At 49.6% G+C, this 20,019-nt stretch carries 15 protein-coding genes and 1 pseudogene; 4 read left to right on the top strand and 12 right to left on the bottom strand.

The features are described 5' to 3' along the window. Window positions 1-11: 11 nt before the first annotated feature. The 7 genes and pseudogenes from E1757_RS09210 to E1757_RS09180 all read right to left on the bottom strand — a co-directional run bounded on the left by E1757_RS09210 (window position 12) and on the right by E1757_RS09180 (window position 7,796). On the bottom strand, window positions 12-1,553 hold the full coding sequence (locus E1757_RS09210; RefSeq protein WP_246079121.1) for an extracellular solute-binding protein: 1,542 nt from the start codon (window positions 1,551-1,553) through the stop codon (window positions 12-14). A 794-nt stretch (window positions 1,554-2,347) separates the two neighbouring features. Next, window positions 2,348-2,470 (bottom strand): annotated as a pseudogene (locus tag E1757_RS09205) (reverse transcriptase domain-containing protein); the annotation flags it as partial. A 53-nt stretch (window positions 2,471-2,523) separates the two neighbouring features. Continuing rightward, window positions 2,524-3,408: an NAD(P)-dependent oxidoreductase gene (locus tag E1757_RS09200; protein WP_133227005.1), complete on the bottom strand. Its 885-nt coding sequence runs from the start codon at window positions 3,406-3,408 to the stop codon at window positions 2,524-2,526. A 54-nt stretch (window positions 3,409-3,462) separates the two neighbouring features. Beyond that, the gene (locus E1757_RS09195; RefSeq protein WP_165972032.1) at window positions 3,463-4,341 is read right to left on the bottom strand and encodes a sugar phosphate isomerase/epimerase family protein; all 879 of its coding nucleotides are present in this window, start codon (window positions 4,339-4,341) and stop codon (window positions 3,463-3,465) included. Between the two features lie 27 nt (window positions 4,342-4,368). Further along, window positions 4,369-6,018 (bottom strand): extracellular solute-binding protein, encoded by a 1,650-nt coding sequence (locus E1757_RS09190; RefSeq protein WP_133227001.1) that lies wholly within the window; start codon window positions 6,016-6,018, stop codon window positions 4,369-4,371. Window positions 6,019-6,037: 19 nt separating this feature from the next. After that, window positions 6,038-6,919, bottom strand: coding sequence for a carbohydrate ABC transporter permease (locus E1757_RS09185; protein ID WP_133226999.1), 882 nt, complete (start codon window positions 6,917-6,919; stop codon window positions 6,038-6,040). A gap of 25 nt (window positions 6,920-6,944) precedes the next feature. After that, complete coding sequence (locus E1757_RS09180) at window positions 6,945-7,796, bottom strand: ABC transporter permease (protein ID WP_133227504.1); 852 nt, start codon at window positions 7,794-7,796, stop codon at window positions 6,945-6,947. 423 nt (window positions 7,797-8,219) lie between these two features. Between E1757_RS09180 and E1757_RS09175 the strand changes: the two genes are divergently transcribed. Then, the gene (locus E1757_RS09175) at window positions 8,220-10,574 is read left to right on the top strand and encodes a helix-turn-helix domain-containing protein (protein WP_165972031.1); all 2,355 of its coding nucleotides are present in this window, start codon (window positions 8,220-8,222) and stop codon (window positions 10,572-10,574) included. Window positions 10,575-10,768: 194 nt separating this feature from the next. On the opposite strand, the gene E1757_RS09170 is transcribed toward E1757_RS09175, so the two are convergent. The 4 genes from E1757_RS09170 to E1757_RS09155 are packed head-to-tail and all read right to left on the bottom strand — an operon-like array spanning window position 10,769 to window position 15,890. After that, window positions 10,769-12,742: a glycoside hydrolase family 127 protein gene (locus E1757_RS09170; RefSeq protein WP_133226995.1), complete on the bottom strand. Its 1,974-nt coding sequence runs from the start codon at window positions 12,740-12,742 to the stop codon at window positions 10,769-10,771. 26 nt (window positions 12,743-12,768) lie between these two features. Beyond that, window positions 12,769-13,596 carry a carbohydrate ABC transporter permease gene (locus E1757_RS09165; RefSeq protein WP_133226993.1) on the bottom strand — a complete coding sequence of 276 codons (828 nt, stop codon included), beginning with the start codon at window positions 13,594-13,596 and terminating at the stop codon, window positions 12,769-12,771. Window positions 13,597-13,600: 4 nt separating this feature from the next. Next, entirely contained in the window at window positions 13,601-14,497 is an 897-nt protein-coding gene (locus tag E1757_RS09160) for a carbohydrate ABC transporter permease (protein ID WP_133226991.1), read from the bottom strand. Window positions 14,498-14,552: 55 nt separating this feature from the next. Then, window positions 14,553-15,890, bottom strand: coding sequence for an ABC transporter substrate-binding protein (locus E1757_RS09155; RefSeq protein WP_133226989.1), 1,338 nt, complete (start codon window positions 15,888-15,890; stop codon window positions 14,553-14,555). 215 nt (window positions 15,891-16,105) lie between these two features. Here E1757_RS09155 and E1757_RS09150 point away from each other — a divergent pair, with 215 nt between their 5' ends. Next, on the top strand, window positions 16,106-16,996 hold the full coding sequence (locus E1757_RS09150; protein WP_133226987.1) for a helix-turn-helix transcriptional regulator: 891 nt from the start codon (window positions 16,106-16,108) through the stop codon (window positions 16,994-16,996). 444 nt (window positions 16,997-17,440) lie between these two features. Here E1757_RS09150 and E1757_RS09145 read toward each other — a convergent pair whose 3' ends face one another. Continuing rightward, window positions 17,441-18,181: a helix-turn-helix transcriptional regulator gene (locus tag E1757_RS09145; protein ID WP_165972030.1), complete on the bottom strand. Its 741-nt coding sequence runs from the start codon at window positions 18,179-18,181 to the stop codon at window positions 17,441-17,443. Between the two features lie 236 nt (window positions 18,182-18,417). On the opposite strand from E1757_RS09145, the gene E1757_RS09140 reads away from it, so the two are divergent. Together E1757_RS09140 and E1757_RS09135 are read left to right on the top strand one after the other, a co-directional pair. Continuing rightward, window positions 18,418-18,780, top strand: a complete 363-nt coding sequence (locus tag E1757_RS09140; RefSeq protein ID WP_133226983.1) for a cupin domain-containing protein — start codon at window positions 18,418-18,420, stop codon at window positions 18,778-18,780. Window positions 18,781-18,799: 19 nt separating this feature from the next. Further along, window positions 18,800-19,780, top strand: coding sequence for a Gfo/Idh/MocA family protein (locus tag E1757_RS09135; RefSeq protein ID WP_165972029.1), 981 nt, complete (start codon window positions 18,800-18,802; stop codon window positions 19,778-19,780). Window positions 19,781-20,019: the final 239 nt, after the last annotated feature.

The raw sequence follows: 20,019 nt of genomic DNA, 5'->3' as shown, positions 1-20,019 counted from the left end.
TGTTCCCTCCGTTACTTCTGCATATTCAGCAATTGTGTGTACCGGGCTCGGACCGACTTGATCAGATCCGCACGCGCACCCAAGCTGTCTCTCTTGATGTTCTCCTGAAGCTGGCTCAATGATAGGCTGCCGACAACGACCTGAAGCTCTCCGTTCTTCGTCTGTTCAGCATAAGCCGGATGGGTCATCGAGAAACGAACGGTTTCCGGCGCGAAGCCCATGCTGTACGAGATCGGATTCGTGATCAGCATCTGACCCTTCTTCCGGTAATATTCCAGCCGTTCATTCTCGATCGCATTATCTCCGAGCCGGGCGAGACTCTCCCCGCGGAACGTGTCCGAGATCCCGAACAAGTCGCGCTTTACCGCCGCATTCTGCGCCTCGGTTCTGGAGAGAATGCTGCGATTTGGGTCAAAACTGTCATAATGAATGCCCTTGACCCCCAGATTACTGAGCTGGATCATTTCACGGGTGTTCATTTTATCGAGAAAAGCTAACGCCGTGTTGTACGGAGCATTCTTCGTAATGGCAAACACGGCATTCGACCCCATCATACTGCCCGCCCCATTATACCCGTACGATTCCGGAACGAAGTTCCAGATCCGGCCTTCGTCATCACTCGGTCCGAGCAACCATTCCAGCTTAGCTCCCGGTACGAATGCCTGCAGCTCCTTCTCAAGCTGAACGGTCTCATAGGTGTAAGCGCCGATCAGGCCGATTTTGCCCAAAATAAACTTCTGTTCCGGTCGGCTCAAGCTCAGAAAATCCGGATCTAACCAACGGTTCGCATAGGCTTTCCTTGCAAAATCAAGCAGTGCCGGATACCCACCCTGCTGTTCTCTCAGTTGAACAACATTAGCAGACTCACTCGCATCCGGATGCAGCGAATTCCAGAGATAGTCCGTCTTGAACGAACCGCCGAACACGCCGCCAAATTCATTCAACCTCCATGAGGTAATGCCATATGTATCCGCTTTGCCATTGCCATCCGGATCCTGGGTGACGAATGCCTCCATGACCCTCTCGAAATCTTCCCGCGTTCTGGGTTCAGGCAGCTCCAATCGCTCCAACCAGTCCTTGCGCACAATCACGCCATACGGAAACGAAGTGGTGACCCCGGGAACGCCGTATACTTGATCATTTCCCCCCACCTTCATCATGGAGAGGAGAGAAGGCGTTACATTCAGGTCTATATTCGGTGCACGATCCAACTGGATCGGCATAATCAATCCATTCCGCACCCAGCCGGGAAGATTCTCTTCCCCAGCCCAGTTGATCTGCACAATATCCGGTGCCCGACCGGAAGCCATGAGTACGTCGAGCCGCTCATTATAGCTGCTGGCCGGTACGGTCATAATCTCGAGATCGATGCCGAGTTCCTCGGTCAGCTTGGCAATATAAGGGTTGTTTTGTGATCTGAATGCATCCCCCATCTTCAGCAGCACGGTTAGATGCGGTTTTGATGCAGGCGGAGTGGCTGGTAGCCACCGGGTGTAAACAAACCATCCCACAGGCAGGGCAGCAACCAGGATCAGCAACAGCATCCACTTCATTCGCAGCAATGGAGCACGCCCCTTCTTCTAAGTAGTATCCATTGTCCTACAACCAGCAAGGGATGTAAATAGCAAATATGCGATGTATAATTGATGTAATTTGCGGAAAATGCGACCTCCTGCAAGGCAAGGCGAATCGAGGTCCCTGCCCGATTTCTAGCTGAAAACATGGGGGCAGCCATTGATTATAATGATGATGCTATACAATCTGTCACAATCAATTACGATAAAATCTACAGCGCTTCAGGGATCACACACTAGATGATATATTGGTATTTTTCCATAATCATTGGCCGATAAAGTTGATCCATGCTATATTGAACGTATATAGAAACCGTCTCTTTTCAAATGGTTGGGTGGTACCTCCAAAGCAATGCAGACATTACAAGCTGAAAAGTTCTTTTTCTGATCACAGCGTTACCTCGCTTTGCATGTAGTAAAATATGCGAACAAGCCGGCTTACATATTAGTAAGCGTTATTAACTTTCAATTCACACTCCCTTCTCCGCTTGCATTCGATCTGAGGTCATTTTAAACCACCCCTCGCTTCTATACCAAGATGAAATCATTTGGGATCGTGAATATATTAAGAATTTGGGTCGGAAATTTTATAGCGCTATGGAAATTGTAAAAGGATTCGACCATACACAATTGCCTATCCCTCCGACAAACAACAAAACCGCGGCTTTGTGCCACGGCTGCATACAAATAAGGAGCCTTACCGGCAAACATCCAAAAAAGGTTATCCGCCAGTTCGGCTCGGCATTTCGGTATGCTTCTGACGAAGATGTTGCACAGTCATCCGCATAGAGAACGAAGTGTAGCCCACGTTCTGTCAATTCTTTATCCATGTCATCTAGGAGGATAATCGCTAAAAGAGGACTCAGCGGTCCTCCTTGCGGAGTTCCCTCTGCCGTTTTCTGCTTCATTCCTGCCTAGCGCGGTCGATCAAGGCCCATAGCGATCAAAATCAAGATTGGTAGCCTGATGCCCTTAGCGTTAGCTCATGCCAATAAGATTGAGATAACCGGTTCGCATCCATCACCCTTTTTTCGCCGTTTTCACAAAAGTGATAAAGCGTCCGCGTCAACGGCAATTCGAATCCAAGATGGTTCGCCGCGTCTAAAAACATGTCGATCTGACCGATTTTCACTTCGACTTGTTCCGCTTTGCCCTGTATAAATTTATCGGCAATCGCAGTAAATTGCCTTCGGAATCCGCCTTCGCCGCCGACGCCTTTCTTGAGCGCTTCCGCGCTGACTCCTGCCAGCACACCGTAAGCGATCGTTTCGATAAACGCGGCGTTAACCAAACCGATTGCCAGCTGATTGACGCCCTTCACCACTTGGCCGCTCCCGCTCTCGCCGCAGTAAACGACATGCTCCGGATTGCCCATAACTTCAAATAACAATGCGTACTTGTCGTACACAGATTTGCGGCCGCCAATAAATATATGCAAAGTTCCGGTATCCGATCCCGGCTTCCCTCCCGAAACCGGTGCATCCAGCAGCTCCGCCCCCTTGGCCCGGAGCACTGCCGCGATCCGCTGCGTTTCTTGCACGGACGATGTCCCCATGTCGATAAAAACCTGGCCCGCACGGGCATTATCGATAAAATAATTATCCATAACTTCAACAAAAATGGGCGGATAAGGAAGGCTGGTCATAACGATATCGCAATGCTTGACCAGATCCGCGTGATCGCTTGCAGCCTTCGCCCCCTCCTTGACCAGGGCATCGACTGCCTCCTGCCGGATATCAAACACCGTCAAATCGTGGCCGGCCTTCATCAAATTCTTTACCATACCCGGTCCCATATTACCTATCCCGCAAAAGCCGATTTTATAAATTTCCATTGTGCTAGCCCTCCTTGAATAATTGGAATGTCACGCGGCAACAGCCTTAAAGCGTCACGAATCGCAGCGTTCGATCCGACTCATGATCTGTTTCATATAGTCCAAATCCCTTTTAAACATATTGTTATAATCGTAATTTTCTTTCATCTGGCCGTAAGTCGGATTCAGACAGATGACAGGACTTACGTTGTCTTTAACGGCTTGCTTGATCATCGGCTCCACCGGCCAAGAAGCGTCCTCCAGCGATGACTTCCATTTGAGCTCTTGGGCCCCGGGCTCTGCCTGCCCTCCCTTGACATGAAGATAACCTATAAGCGGTTTTAAGTTCCGGTACACGTCCATCGAAGGAAATGTTCCCATTTGCCAAAGATTTTGCACATCGTAAGTCAGCGATACGTTCCCGGACCGGTTCAGCTTCATGAAGAAATCCAAAATATCGTCCACGTTGGAGAAGATCGAGCTTTTTTCATTTTCGATCGTTACGGCATATCCGGCCTCGGAAATTTGATCTACTGCCGTTTGATATAGCCGGTATAGCCAAGGATATTGCCGTTCTATGCATACTCTCGAGCATTCGGTCTGCCGCCGTTCCGGCAGCCGGGCGGGAAGCAGCCTGATGAAGGTCGGTTTGAACAACGCCGCGATGTCAAGAACGCGTTCAACCGACTGCAGATGCATGCCGCCGTATTGCCGCTCGCCCTTCTCGATATCATCCTGGAAAATAAGGGTCGACAAGCAATGAACCGACATATTTCTTGCCTCGATTAAACGGACCGCTTGCTCCGCTTCCTTATAAGAAAGATTTTCAACGGACTTCCCAAAAATATGATCCTTCATATCGAGCACTTCAATTCCCCATGCTTTTTGAATGTCCAACGATTCGTTGAAATCTTTGGATGCCATCCAATTGAGCATCGTTAATTTGGCCATCATATCGACCTCCATCGGATTTTTTCAAAACTATCTCTTTAAATATCTGTCATAAGCCGCTTGCTGGATGCTTACCGCTTCGTCAACCTTCATTTGCTTCAATTTTGCAGCATAGTCGTCAAATTTGGTTAAAGGCTCATTTCCCATAATAAATTTCAGGAACATTTGATCCACATACGTATTCACCTCGTTCATAATGGAAGCCAGCTTCCTCCCTTCGTCCAGGGTTGGCGTTACGCCCATCGGGTACTGTCTTTCCGGCGTACCTTTGGCCCAATTGGGACCTGCCTCTTTTTGAGCCGGGTAAATCAACAGCTGCTCCGCCTTCCGTTCGTCTTGATTAAAGAAGCGGCCGTACAGATCTGCGATCGTGTATTGCGATAAGGCGTTGGTCGGCGATAGAGACGGATGCTTCAAAACGGCATCGGTATATTTCGGGTATCCGTTCATCCAATTGTAGGACTCCCCTTCGATCCCGAAGTTGAAAATATTATGTCCCCATTCGGTGTAGCCGAGATCCAGCCATTTTATCGCTTCCTCCGTTTTTTTGCTTTTGCTTGAAATGCCGACGCCGGAGCCGTCATAGCCGGTCAGCACCGCACTTTGGAAGTTGTATCTCTTGCCGTCCTTCGTCAGCGGTGGAGCGACTCCGGCCAATTTAAAATTAGGATCATTTTTCATCAGATCCAAATAGCGGCCCATGCCTCCGTTCAGCAAAGCGGAATAGGCTCCGATGCGGTTTCCGGTAATTTTGGCGTCAAACTGCTTGCTGTCGGTGGAGGCAAAGTCCGGATCGATCAGCCCCTCGTCGTACCACTTTTTGATCGTCGTTAAAAATGGTTTGTAATCCGGTTCGTTGGGACCGTATTTCACCTTGCCGTCGACGATATAAAAACCGTATGCCATTCCCCACGCCGCCATAAAATTTCTGACAGCCAGATCGTTCGAATTGCCGAAAGGAATCACCTTGCCGGTGCCGCCGGGATCTTTTTCTTTGAACGCCTTCAATACCGCATACCAGTCGTCCATCGTATCGGGAACTTTCATTCCTACCTTGTCCAGCCAGTCCTGGCGGATTTGCAGACCGGATGTATACCGCTGCACCCGTTCCTTCCGAACAAGAGGAATGGCATATATCGTACCGTCATCCATTAACACGTCTTTTTTAATATCCGGATTGTCATTAAGAAATTTTTTGAAATTGGGCGCATATTTATCGACAAGATCATTTAACTTGATAATAACTCCGTCGCCTACGGCTTTGGCCGGACCGCCCGGGTACTGAATCCAGTTGTTGCTGATCATATCCGGGAGCTCTCCGGAAGCTACCATCAGGTTGAATTGTTCTTTTTCCATGCCGGAAGGCGGATGAACAAAATTAATTTTAATACCGGTTTCTTTCTCCAAATAAGGAAAAATGGAAAGCTCGGCGTAGCTTTTTTTCGTTGCCGAAACTTTGGAGTCCAGCTGTACAAAAAAGCTTAGCTCCGTCGGCTTGGTCACCAAGGGAAGCTGCGGTTTGCCGGAGGCCGCCGCTTTAGGCGCATCTGCCGGCTGGCCTTTGCCGTCTGTCTTCGGCTGTTCGGCCGTTTTGGAATCCCCCTGAGTGCATGCGGCGGCGGTCAACATGGCCATTGATAACACAACCGCGGCCCATTTGCTATTGGATTGCCTGTTCATTGCTTTTCACCCTCCTTAATCATCCCTTAACGGCACCGATCATGATGCCTTTCGTGAAATATTTTTGCATAAACGGATAAACGCAAATAATCGGGAGCGTTACCACGATAATTGTGGCGTACTTGATCGTTTCTCCAAGCGGCTGCTGATCAAGCTGCGCCACAGCTCCCGCTACCATGCTGTCCACACTGCTTGCAATCAAAATTTCCCGCAAAATCAATTGAACCGGGTATAAATCTCTGGATCGCAAATAGACAAGCGCCGGGAACCAGGAATTCCAGTGCTGAACCAAATAAAACAAAAGTATAACGGCGAAGACCGGCAGGGTTAATGGAATGAAGATGCGAAACAAAATCATAAAATCGTTGGCGCCGTCCATTTTCGCCGATTCTTCCATACTTTCGGGAATAGCCGCAAAAGCCGTTCTCATCACAATCAAATTAAACGTATTGACGGCAGACGGAATGATAAGAGCCCAGGGAGTATCCAGCAAACCAAGATTTCGGACATTTAAGTAGGCAGGGATCAAGCCGCCGCTGAAAAACATCGTAAACACGATCATCAGCATAACCGCTCCGCCGCATCGCAAATATCGCCGGGAAAGCGAATATGCTCCCAAAGCGGTCATGAACATATTAAGACAGGTACCGGCAATTACATAAAGCATCGTATTCCTGAACCCTGTTACGATCATTGGATTTTCAAATACATACTTGTAGGTTCCCAACGTGAAGCCATGAGGCCATAGCAATAATCCTCTGTTTTGTACGATATATTTAGGATCGCTTAAAGAAGCCATTAAAACATAAACAAATGGATACAGCGTCGCAATCATCAGGCCAATAAGGAGTACATAGACGAGCGTATCGAACAGCTTTTCGTACACAGACCGTTTATACATATTCCGCTCCCCGTCCCTCCTTCCATTACCATAACGAATTTCCGCTTCTTCGCGCGATTTGGTTCACCGTTACAAGCAGTATGAAATTAATGATTGAATTGAATAATCCGACAGCGGCACTGTAGCTGTAGTTCATTTCCAGCAATCCTTTCCGGTAAATAAATGTCGAGATCACATCCGCCGTTTCGTAAATGGCGGGATTATACATTAAAATAATTTTTTCATGCCCGACGGACATCATATCGCCGACACGCAAAATGAGCATGATCACGATTGTTGGCGTTATACCGGGTATCGTAATGTGCCATAATTGCGACCAGCGGGTCGCGCCGTCCACTCTCGCCGCCTCGTACAATTCCGGCGAAATGGAAGTTAAAGCCGCTAAATAAATGATCGATCCCCAACCGACGGTCTGCCAAATATTCGATGCAATATAAATGGTACGAAACCATTCCGGCTTTTGCATAAACGGAATAGCCTGCCCGGTTAGCGCGGCAATGAGCTGATTGACCAAGCCGTCTCTTGCAACGAAGTCAAGAATCATCCCGACAATAACGACTAGCGATATAAAATGCGGCAAATATGAAATCGTTTGCACAAATCTCTTGAAACGAAGCTGCGTAATTTCATTAAGTATCAGGGCCAATATGATGGGCGCGGGAAAACCAAAAATCAGATCGTAAAAGCTGATGATGACCGTATTCCTTAAAAGCGTCCAAAAATAATAGCTGTTAAAAAAATCAACAAAATGTTTAACCCCGACCCAGTCGCTGCCAAGAAATCCTTTTAGCGGGGAATACTCCTTAAAGGCTATGATGACGCCATAAATCGGAAAGTAATGTATCACAACGTAATAAATAACGACCGGCATCAGCATTATGTAAACATAACGGTATTTGGCCAGCTCCTTCTTTAGCGCATTTAAATAACCCGCAAACCCCGCGCTTGCATTCGAATAGGAATTTGCAACCGACTTTGTCTTCAACTGAAAACACCCCCATCCCGCCTCGGCTTTTTTTCGCTGTGATCTTCGGCAATCGGTGACAAGCCATTTCTACCCTGACAAAAGAGGTCATATACATAGATTGAGCCTATTTGCATCCGTTTACAGACCGTTCGTTTCCTCACCTCCGCTTGACCCAAGTATAGAACCGTCCGAGCGGAAAAAGATACCATCCGTTTTACCGAAAGGTTATCTTCTTTGCTGCTTTTCACCGATTGAGGAAAACGTACGGCTCTTCTAAAAATTAGACGGTGTACATAACGCCCGTTTTCCGAGACAATAAGATAGGTGATGCTTATGAAGGGTAATCGTCAATGGTTCCAATGGATTCGGTTGAATCGTAAAAGCGTGCTGGTTACGTTTCTTGTATCGTATCTCATTATTTTCCTGATTCCGGTTGCCCTGGGCATCGTGTTTTACTTGCGAACGGAAACCGCCATCGAGGAGCAAGCGGGCAAAACCAACCAGGCGATGCTTGAGCAGATTCGGGAAATGCTCGACGGCCATTTGAAAGAGGTTGAGCAGCTCATGCTGCAAGTGGCCTTAAATCCTAAGGTGAAAGAATTCGTAAACCGGATGTCATCCTCGAGCTCGTTAACCGCTCTGGAGTATGTGGAGCTTAAAGAAACGCTGCGCAGCATCAAGACGTCCAGCCGGTTCATCTACGATTTCTACCTTTATTTTCTGGACGACGGAATCATCGTCACTCCAAGCACGAAATCGGACGATACAGTATTCTACGAGCACTATTTCAGTTATCCCGGATTGAGCTTCACGGATTGGAAGCTGCGGCTGCATACCGGCTACCAATATTTGCGCTATTTCCCTTCCGAAGCTATCAATAAAGAAGATGAACGCATCCGGATGCTAACCGTACAGCAGACGCTGCCCATCGAAGAAAAAGCGCATCCCCATACGACTCTCGTCATTCTCATCGATGAACAAATCATCCGCGATTTGTTCAAAAATATGGAGTACGCCAATTCCGGCAATATATTTATCGTCGATGAGAAGGGACAGATTATAGTCAGCAGCGGCGGTACTGTTCCTCAACAGGCAGAGGAAATGCTGGATCGATACCGGAAAGGCTCCTATTCGTATTACGACCCGTCGCGCCGGGAAGAAATGATCCTTTCCCATGCGCAATCCGGCCGGACAACGTGGTATTATATTTCAGCCATACCGAAAAGCGCATATACAAGCAAAATCCAGACAATCAAAAACTGGGCTTTATGGATCGTATCGCTCAGCTTCATTATCGGTTTTTATGCCATATTGTACATGTCAAAGCGGCAGTACCATCCGGTCAAGCAACTGATGGCGGCTCTTCCGCAAATCAAATTCGCCTCGGGGGATAATGAATATTCGTTGATTCAGAAAAAGCTCGAAAATGTGCTGCATGAAGAAAAAAAGATGCATCGGCTGCTCCAATCACACGCTCCCTTGATTAAAGCCAATTTCTTGACCCGCTTGCTCCACGGGCAGATCGATGACAAATCTCTGGACTCCGCAGCGCTTGAGTCGCTTGATATTATTGGCAATGAAGGCCTGTTCGCCGTATCGGTCATCGGAATCGACGACATCTTCGCATTTGACGACCGCAACAGCGAAGAAAGCTGGGCGCTAGCCCGGTTTATCATTACCAATATCAGCCTCGATCTGATTCGCACCCGGCACCGGGGCGATGCCGTGGATATCGATAAGAACCGGCTGGCGCTGCTGATTAACCTGAGCACCCGTTCGGAAGGGGAAGCTTTTGAGGAATTAAAGCGGATTTCGGAAAATATCCATTCGTTTCTCCGAATCCGTTTCAAAATGGGGATGACTATCGGAGTAGGCCGCGTTTACCCTGTATTGCCGCAAATTCATGACAGCTACCGCGAGGCGTTGAAGGCCCTCGATTTTAAAATTATCGAAGGCTCGAATACCATCATACATTACAGTGAATTGACACCGGCGGCTCCGTTATATTACTATCCGCTGGAGCTGGAGACTCAGCTAGTAAACCTGGTGAAGAGCGGAAATATGGAACGTACGGAACAACTCATCGACGGTCTTATCGAAACCAACTTCCGTAATCAGACCTTGAGCCCGGCAATGAGCAAATATTTGTTTTTCGATTTAATAGGCACATTGATCAAAGTGATGGATATGTTTAACATTAAGCCGGGACTCGTGTGGGACAGCGACCGGCTCGATCCGATCCGGCTGTACGCCGAATGCGGGACCAGTAGCAGGATGAAAGAAGAGCTCATTCGCGCTTATTCCGAGGTATGCCGGTATTTGAAGTCCGACCGAAGACCGTCCACCTTTCAACAAGTCCGACAGATCGAGGAATTTATTCAAAAGCGCTTTGGTGAAGGGGACCTGAGCCTTATCTCCATCGGTGAAGCTTTTGCGATGAATCCGAACTATGTATCTTCTTTTTTTAAAAAGCATACTGGGCAAAATCTTGTGGATTACATTGCGAAGATTCGGGTCCAGGAGGCGAAAAATTTATTACAAACCACCTCGTTGACCGTCACGCAAATCGCGGAAAAGGTCGGGTATGCCAACGACGTCGGGTTTGCCCGGATGTTCAAAAAGCTGGAAGGAATCACACCAGGCAAGTATCGGGAACTGCAGTCCGCTAAGTGTTCGTGCGATATTTAATCGTTAAAATGGAAGTTTTTGGTAATAAGATAAAGGTCCCGAACATTGCCAATAAAAAAAAGACTGTCGAGGTTTCTCAACAGTCTGATCGGGGCCATTCCCCGGGCTCATTTTCTCGGCTCCGTTACGGCAGCTGCAGCTTCACCGTGAGTTCCGAATCCCGCTCACATTCGAAAGGACATTCACACATGCCTTTAGCTGCTTCTGATCCAAACGGTCATTTCGCCGGGCTCCCGGTTGCTCCAGGCGAAGTACGGAATCGCCTTAACCGGTGCGGCCGCCCGCTCGAACGGCCGCGTCCCGTATAAGATTCCTTCCGCTTTTGCCGGAATGACGCTGCGCGAGCCGACGCCTGTCAATACAGCTACGCCGCCCAGCAGTCCGGCATCGTAATTCACATCGAACTGCGCATCGCTCGCGATGGCAAGATCTTGCAAATTGGCGCCATTGTCGATCTCCTCCAGACAGTATACGATCGGCCCCCGCTGCAGGGCGACTTTGCCGGCATTGCTTCGCACATTCGGATGCGAATGCATGAGCTCGACCGGCATGTCGAACGATAACTCGATCCGGTCGCCGTCCTGCCAAGTCCGGGTTAGCTTCGCGTAACCGTTGACCGGCTCGCCCGCATCCGTCTCCGCGCCGTTGACGGAAACCGTCCACTTCCGGCACCAGCCCGGTATGCGCAAGCATACGGTCAGGTCGGCCGGCTGCTGAAGCGATAGCTGCAGCTCCGCTTGACCGTCCCACGGATAATTCGTCTGCTGTGTCAACTGCACGGGTACACCCGCGAGTTCAACCCCCGCCTTGCTTCCGACATACAAATGCACGTACAGCTCGCGTTCGTCCTCGCCCGCCGAGTACACGTACTGCCCAAGCGACGCAATCAAGCGGGCAATATTCGGCGGGCAGCACGCGCAGCCGAACCAGGGCTGCCTCGTCACCTTCACCGTATGCATGTCGTTGCGGAAATTGGCGGTATCCGGCCATACTTCAAGCGGATTGACATAGAAATAGCTTTTGCCGTCGAGCGAAATCCCGCTCAGTACACCGTTGTAGAGGGCCAATTCCATTACGTCGGCATATTTGCGGTCCTTCTCCATCTGCAGCATCCGCTGCGCCCAGAACATCAGCCCGATCGCTGCGCAAGTTTCCGTGTAAGCCCGATCGTTTGGCAGGTCGTAGGGAACGGTAAATCGTTCCTCGTAAGCCGAAGAACCGATGCCCCCGGTTACATACATTTTGCGTCCGACCGTATCGTTCCACAGCGTCCTGCACGCTTCCTTCAGGCCGTCGTCGCCATATTCGACCGCCAGATCGGCCATTGCGCTGTACAAATAAACGGCGCGAACGGAGTGGCCTTCCGCCGTCGTCTGCTCCTTGACCGGCAGATGCGCCTGGAAATAATCGTACGTCCGCTTCTTTTTACCGGAAGCTCCTTGAAGCGCCTCCCGCTCCCGGATCTCCGCATCGAAGAAATGCGGCTGCTGTCCGCGCTCCTCGACGAAAAATTTGCTGAGCTCCAAATAGCTGCGGTTGCCGGAAGCCTGGTACAGCTTCACAAGCGCCAGCTCGACCTCCGGATGCCCGTCGTAGCCGCGCTTCTGCCCCGCTTCCGCGCCGAACACCGTGCCGATATAATCCGCGTAGCGGCACATAATATCAAGGAACTTGCGCTTGCCGGTCGCCTCGTAATAAGCAACGGCCGCTTCCATTAAATGGCCGGCGCAGTACAGCTCGTGATTGTCGCGTAGATTGGTCCACCTCTCGCCCGGCGCTTTTACCGTATAGTATGAATTTAAATAACCGTCCGGCTGCTGGGCGCGCCCGAGCAGGTCGATCACGTCGTCGGCGAGCTTCTCCAGCTCCGGGTTCCTTTCCTTGGAGAGCGCAAAGCCGACGGTTTCCAGCCATTTTCCCAAATCGCTGTCCTGGAACACCATGCCGTAATAGTCACCCTCCGCATCTCCGGCGGCGATTCGGAAATTTTCGATCGTGTGGCTCGGCTCGGCACCTGGAATCCCGTCATTCAGCGCATCCCACTGATAAGGGATGACGGTGCCGATCACATTGCGTTCCCGGGCGGACCAGAACGGATCCTGAATCGTAACTTGACGCAGAGGAATCGCCTTCAATGGTTTAAAATTCGTATGCTCAGTTGTACTCATAACAGTCTCCTTTATGTTGTTATTCGTTATTCGCCTTTCAGACCCGACAAAGTAACGCCTTTAATGAAGAAGTCCTGCGCCAGCAGGAAAATGATAATGAGCGGCATAATGCAGATCACCGTTCCCGCCATCAATACCGGCCAATTCGTGGAATACATCCCCTGCATCGCCGCCAGCCCGAGCGGGAGCGTCATTTTATTCTGCGTATTAATATAGACGAGAGGCGCCACGAATTCGTTCCACGTTCCCATAAACACGAATACGCCAAGCGTGGCCATCGCCGGTTTGGACAGCGGCACGAAAATGCGCCAGTATACGCCGAACGGCGTGCAGCCGTCCATCTTGGCGGCATCCTCCAGCGACTCCGGAATGGAGATGAAAAATTGACGCAGCAGAAACGTGCCGAACGCCGACACAAGCGCAGGCAGGATTAGCGACCAATGCGTGTCAATCAAGTCATAATAGCGCATGACGATAAAATTCGGAATCATCGTCACCTGCGCCGGCACCATCATCGTAGCGAGATACAGAGCGAACAGCGCATCGCGCGAACGAAAGCGCAGCCGGGCGAACACGAAGCCGGCCATCGAGCTGGTCAGGAGTTGGGCGATGACGACGATGACCGTAATTTTGACGCTGTTCAGAAAATACAGATCGAACGGAAAGCGGTCCGAAATGCTGAAATAATTGACCCATTGCAGCTTCGCACCGAAAAAGCTTGGCGGGAAGACGAACACTTCGTTCAGCTGTTTCAGCGATGTGCTGACGGTCCAAAGAAAAGGAAGAATCATCGTGATCGCGCCGGCCAGCAGGACGACATGGGAGATCATTCGAGCCGCTGTGCGTCTGCTCATGCCTTCACCCCCCTTCGTACAAGCCGAATTTTTTCTGCCGCCACAGTTGGAGCATTGTAATGAGAAAGACCATGAAGAACAGGACGTAAGCCATCGCGCTTGCATAACCCATATTGAAATACTTGAATGCGTTCTCGTACAAGTAATGGACGATGACCGAGGTGGATCGCGCCGGTCCCCCCTGTGTCATCAAAAAGACGGTATCGAACACCTGAAACGAGCCGATGAACGACATGACCGTGACGAAGAACGTCGTCGGCGACAGCAGCGGAATGGTGACGTAAAAAAACTTTTGACGCCATTTGGCCCCGTCCAGCTCGGCCGCTTCGTAATAATCGTTCGAGATGCCCTGCAGCCCGGCGAGAAAAATAAGCATGTTGAAGCCGACATTTTTCCATACGCTTGTAATAATGACGGCCGGCATCGCCCATGCCGTGCTGGTCAGCCAATTGGGGCCTTTGATCCCGATCAGGCTCAAAAAATAATTGAGCAGCCCGTATTCCGGGTTATAAATGAATTGCCACACGACAGCGACGGCGACCATCGACGAGACGACCGGAAGAAAGTAGGCCATCCGGTAAAATTTCTTGAAGCTGATACCCTGATCGAGCGCTACGGCCAGCAGCAGCGAGCAGACGATGCCGACAGGCACCGAGACACCGGCAAAATAGATCGTGTTCCAAAATACCTTGATAAATGTTTCGTCCTGCAGAAGATTTGCGTAATTGCTCAGCCCGACCCATTGAATCGCCGACAGCATATCCCATGATGTGAAGCTCAACAGAAACGACGCGATCACCGGAACGAGGGTAAACGCAAGGAAGCCCAATATATTCGGCAGCAGCAGCAGGAAAGCCCATGTTCCGTCGCGGTAAAACCATTTCCTGACCGTCCCATTCATGTTATCATCATCTCCGAGAAGGTGCCCGGCCCGGAGTTGCTCCGCGGGGACCCCATTATTTCGCCAGCTCCGCATTCGAGCGCGTCTCGATATTTTTCAGCGTGTCGTCGACGGATTGTCCGGAATACCACAGCTTATCCGTCTCTTCCGTAATGATGTCATTCACCTTATTTTGCGTAATTAGTGTGAACGGGTACGGCTCCGCATCCCTGAAGAAAGCGACGAGTCTTGCAAACCCTTCCGGGTGAACGGATTTGTTGAACCATTTCTTCATGCCTTCTTCGGTATACAGCGATTTGCGGTTCGGCATCCACAGACCGGCGCTAATATTTTGCGTCTGGTATTCATCCGAGGATAAAAATTTCAACAGCTCCCACGCTTCCTTCGGATGCTTCGTCTTGGCCGCCGCCGCATGGACGTGAGCCTGCCCGTGCGTCTTCGCTTCCTTGAATTTCGGCAAGGCCGCAACGCCGACCGGGAAGCCCATCGTCGCCAGCTCCTGCAATCCCCATGAGCCGTCCACCACCATCGCCACCTTGCCGGTCTGCAGCATCTGGTTTGCCTTCATGCCGATGCTTTCCAATGTCTTGGCCGTCGGAGAGGCGCCGTCCTTGACCCGCAGGTCGTAGATGCTTTGCAGCACCTGCTTCGCTTCTGGCGTGTTCAGCGCCATCTTCGTTCCGTCCTGGTTGAACATTTTCCCGCCGTTGGAGAAAATTTCGGCCGTCGTCATGTAAAAATTTTCGAGCCCGAAAGCGCCGTACTGCGCTACTTTGTCGCCTTGCTTGACCGTCAGCTTCTTCGCCGTGTCGCGGAATTGCTCCCATGTCCATGCTTTGCCCGGATCGCTCGGCGGATATGGAATATTCGCCTTGTCAAATACGGCCTTGTTATAATAAAGTACAGGTGAGACCGTACAGCTGCTGATGCCGTACACTTTGCCGCCGATGTTCATTATTTGCGCCGCCGACGGGATGAAATCGTCCAGCGACATATTGTCCTGCTTGAACAGCGGCGTCAGCTCGAGCAGCACGTCCCGCTTTTGAAAAGAGCGGTAGTCGGTCGCGCCCAGGAAGAATACGTCCGGCGCCGCGTTGCCGGCCAGCAAGGTCAGCAGCTTCTGCGAGTACTGCGCGTTCGGAACCGGCTGATAGTCCACTTTGATGTTCGGATGCGACTTCATAAACGAGTCGAGACCTTTTTTGACGGACTCAGTTTCCAGCGGGCTCGCTTCCCACCCCATGAATTTCAACGTAACGGCTTCCCCCGCACCGCTTTTGTCGGCGGAGCCGGCAGGCTTGGCGGTCCCGCCTGCGGCGCCGCCTTCACTCGAGCAGGCGGAAACGAACACCGAGACCAGCAGCAGACCCGATACGATAGGCAGTTTTTTCAACGGCCATCCTCCTTCGCAAAATTGGATACATGCTTTGCGCGGTTAGATTCATGGTGAACGTACACAAGCCCATCTTAGCATTGGAGTTTGCCGTTGTAAGTAGCTGCTCCACAACATTAGGTGGATAAAACCGACCTATTGGAAGCGTTGTCAAATTTCGCTTTTTTCCGACAATGCTTATCACGCCATTTATGGAAAGGGGGCGAATTGTAGCTATGAAATACATGAAAGCCGGGATCGAACGGCCTGTGAAGTTCATTTCCTGCGGATTATTCGTTTCGGAAGTGCCCTGGACTCATTCCTATCGTACGAACGACTCGTTGGAAATCATTATCGGCATCGATAAATGCCTGTATATTTCCCAGGAGGATATGCAGTATGAGGTAAAGCCCGGCGAGGTGCTGCTGCTGCTGCCGGGGCAGGGCCATCATGGGTACCGTGCGTGCGAGGAAGGGATTTCATTCTATTGGTTTCACTTTAAGACGGCCGATCCCTACGAGCTGATCGACGAGGCGGGTCTGCTGGATCAGCTGGCGCAGCTCACGACCCCCGATTCTTCCAAGCTTTTCTCCCATGTATGCTTTCCTCTCTATTTCAAACCGGCGATCATCGAACGCATCAATATTTTGTTCCAGCAGCTTCAACATATTGTCAGCTCGAACTATTACACGCAGCAGGCTGCCAATTACATCTCCACTTCGCTGCTCATCGAGCTTTCGGAACAGCTCATTTCGGATTATTACAACTCCGGCAAAATGCTGCAGGGGAATCGAAACATTTCGGAAATTATCGAGTGGATCCGGATTCATATGCGGCAAAATATATCGGTCGCGGACGTAGCGGAGAAATTCGCTTATAACAAAGATTATCTTTCCCGGTTTTTCAGGAAAAAGACAGGCCATAATCTGCAGGAGTATATTCATCTGATCAAAATTTCCAAATCCAAAGATTTGCTCACCCGCAGCACCGGAAGCATTAAGCATATCGCCGAATTAGTCGGCTTTCACGATGAAAAATATTTCATGCGGCTGTTTAAAAAGTACGTCAAAATGACGCCGACCGAATACCGGCAGGCTTATCATAAAATCCATATGAACAACCATTAGCCGGCCAATAAAGGGTGGATAATTACGTATATCAATAGGACTATTCAGATGCGAATTGGCTTCGCTCTGTCAAAGCCAGCCCGGCGCTCCTGGCAAAGAGCCGGCCATCCGTCCCTGACGGTTGGGATGTCGTAACAGAGTGTTAATGTGACGGAATGTATGAACGATACATTACACTGACAGGATTTTACTTCAGGAAGCTACGAAACCATGAACGCTGCTTTGGGGCCGCGACAACTTGCCTGTGGGCATGCTGTTGCGGCCTTTTTTGACCTGATTTCAAGTGCTGTTAAGAGTTCGTTCATATCGATTTTTCATAAATAATTATCGTATTTTTACATTTACAATCCAGTTTGTCAAGCATATGATTAATTTATCGATATTACATCCCGGCATTTGCGACAGACCGGCAACGATATTTCTGTAGATGCTAGTTATAATGATTCAATTGCGGAATTTTCTTGGTGAAAAGCCTGTTTTTGATTGAAAAAACCGGGAAAAATTATATATGTCAGAAAAACCGCAAGCGCTTGCAATGTCTGTGATACTGAGAGTAGACATGCGTAACAGTGTTTTGGCAGTTTCCAGCCTGCAACGCTGCAGATAGGCGTAAGGCGTAATCCCGCATTCCTGTTTAAAAATGCGTATAAAATGATCTGTCGTAAGAGAATATTTCTGAGCGAGTTCGCTTATATCATATTGCTTCTGGGGATGTTGTTGAAACATGCGGCATAGTTCATTAATTTTTTTGGAATACGCCCCGCCTGATGTTGGCGTTTTACTTTGATATTCCGTAATAAGCGCTTGCAGCCATATTTCCATTTGTGACAAGTTACTTCTTTCTTCGGCTAAATGAAAGCGATTGAAAAGCTCTAGTACAAAATGATATTGATCAAAATGGCGATGCTCAGGCAAATCACACAAAATATCCGGATTACGCAATGTGAAATCTATATAACGAACATCGAGACTGGCATGATCATTTTGATGGGCATTGACCGCCTTCTTATAATTGATAAAAAAAACATCACCGACACTTAATTGGTAGCGGTTCTTGCCTAGCATGATTTGACCGCTTCCACCCCAAACGCTCCACAAGGTAAACCCTGGATGACAACCGACGGGAACATTCCATTTCCAATCCGGGACGCAGTGCTGCCCGTAATGCATAGATGGGATATCCATATGCTTCACTCCGATTATCATATATCGATTATTCATAAAATACAATTAAATATTGACATTTATAGCCCAGTTTGTCAAGCATGCAAGAGCTTTCGCGGACAGTCATTATGGCTGCATGATGCAGCAGTGCGCAGGCGGCATAAGGCGATAATGAGCAGCTCATTCGGGCGTATGCTTTGTTATCAGCCTCGTGCCCGTCTGGATAATATAAAAATGGAAAGAAGGAGTGGTTTTAAATGAGAACTTATCGTTTACAGCAGTTGGCGGATGTTACAGAGGGACATATTTTGAAAGACATTATGCCGGGGGATTACATCTCTTACGGAGGACTTGCCTTCGAGAAGCCTGGCGCGCGCGCTCATACGAACGATGGTCCGGGAGGCATCGACTATCATGTGCACGAAGATTGCGAAGCTTTCCTTATCTTGCAGGGCACAGGCGAGGTTGAAATCAACAAAGAACACATGTACCCGGTAAAGACGGGAGATGTCGTCATTATTGAGCCGGGAGAGGACCATCATCTCATTTCAAGCGTGGAAGATCCAATTGTCGTCGTCTGGTGCCATGCCGGACCGTCCCGAAACAAAAATCAAATGTAAAGAAGCGAGGATGAATAACATGAAGGTAGTTCTGGTAGGTTTAGGAAACTTTGGTTCAGGGTGGTACAAGAGACTAAGACGTCATGCGGGCGTACAAGGGGTATGCGTTGTTGAAGCAAACGTTCAGCTCAGGGAAACGATTGATCTGGAAACTCCGTTTTATTCGTCTTTGGAAGATGCGATTATCAGTGAGTGCCCCGATTTTGTCATAAACGTTACGCCTCCTCACATTCACACTGCGATTAACGAGATCGCGTTCGCGCATGGCCTGCCTGTCCTCTGCGAGAAACCGATTTCGAACGATATTACGGATGCGCAATATATTGTAGGTCAGGCCAAACTGAAAAACATCCCGTTCATGATTTCCGAGAATTACCGATTCTTCGCCCCGGTACTGAAGGCAAAGGAGCTTCTAGACATCGGCGTCATCGGAAAATTGTCATCGGTACACATTGAATTCGACCGCTACCATGTCGTACCCGTTCCTTATTTCGGTCGGCTGACAAACGGACTGCTGGAAGATGTCACGATTCATCATTTCGATATGATCCGTTATTTTACCGGCCAGGAAGCAGTGAAAGTGTTCGCCATGAACAGCAATCCGCCCGGAAGCTGGACGGATACTACGACGATTCACCTTAGCGCATGGATGGAGCTTGACGGCGGGACGGTCGTGGATTATCACGGCAGCATGATGACCAAGGGTAAACAGACCGAATGGTATGGAGATTGGCGTTTCGAAGGAGAGGAAGGCGCGATTGCGATAACGAGCAACCGGGTGCAGCTTATGAAGGAAGGAATGGACGAAGAAGTGCACACCTTCGACGGGGTAGGAAACATGCTGCCGCTAGATGAATTTATAGCTGCTTTGAAAGAAAAGCGGGAGCCGAGACCAAGTGGAAGAGATTATTTGAAGTCGCAAAGCCTGGTGCATGCTGCGGCCGTATCGTCTAGAAAGGGTAAAATGCTTTCCGTGGAAGAAGCACTGAGAGAAGTTTAAGCCTGAGATCGGCGGCATAGCCACCAGCGGACTTAAGGGATAGCAGAACCGGCTGCCACGGCAGCCGGCTGCTTGTTTTATCCGATTACGGCTTTATCGGGTTAAGACCCCCACCCCTAAGGTGGGCCTTGAATCAGGTGGGGGAGAGTCCCCATCTGATTCCCCGATGTTCAGCATAGCTGAACGAGTTCACTATAGGTGCCCCCCGGCTGAAAAAAGACCCTAAGAATTGTCGCCTG

The sequence above is a fragment of the Paenibacillus piri genome (genome assembly GCF_004354045.1).
GTDB lineage: Bacteria > Bacillota > Bacilli > Paenibacillales > NBRC-103111 > Paenibacillus_S > Paenibacillus_S piri.
The sequence above is the reverse complement of the archived record's forward strand: the minus strand, read 5'-3'. Positions and strand labels throughout refer to the sequence as shown.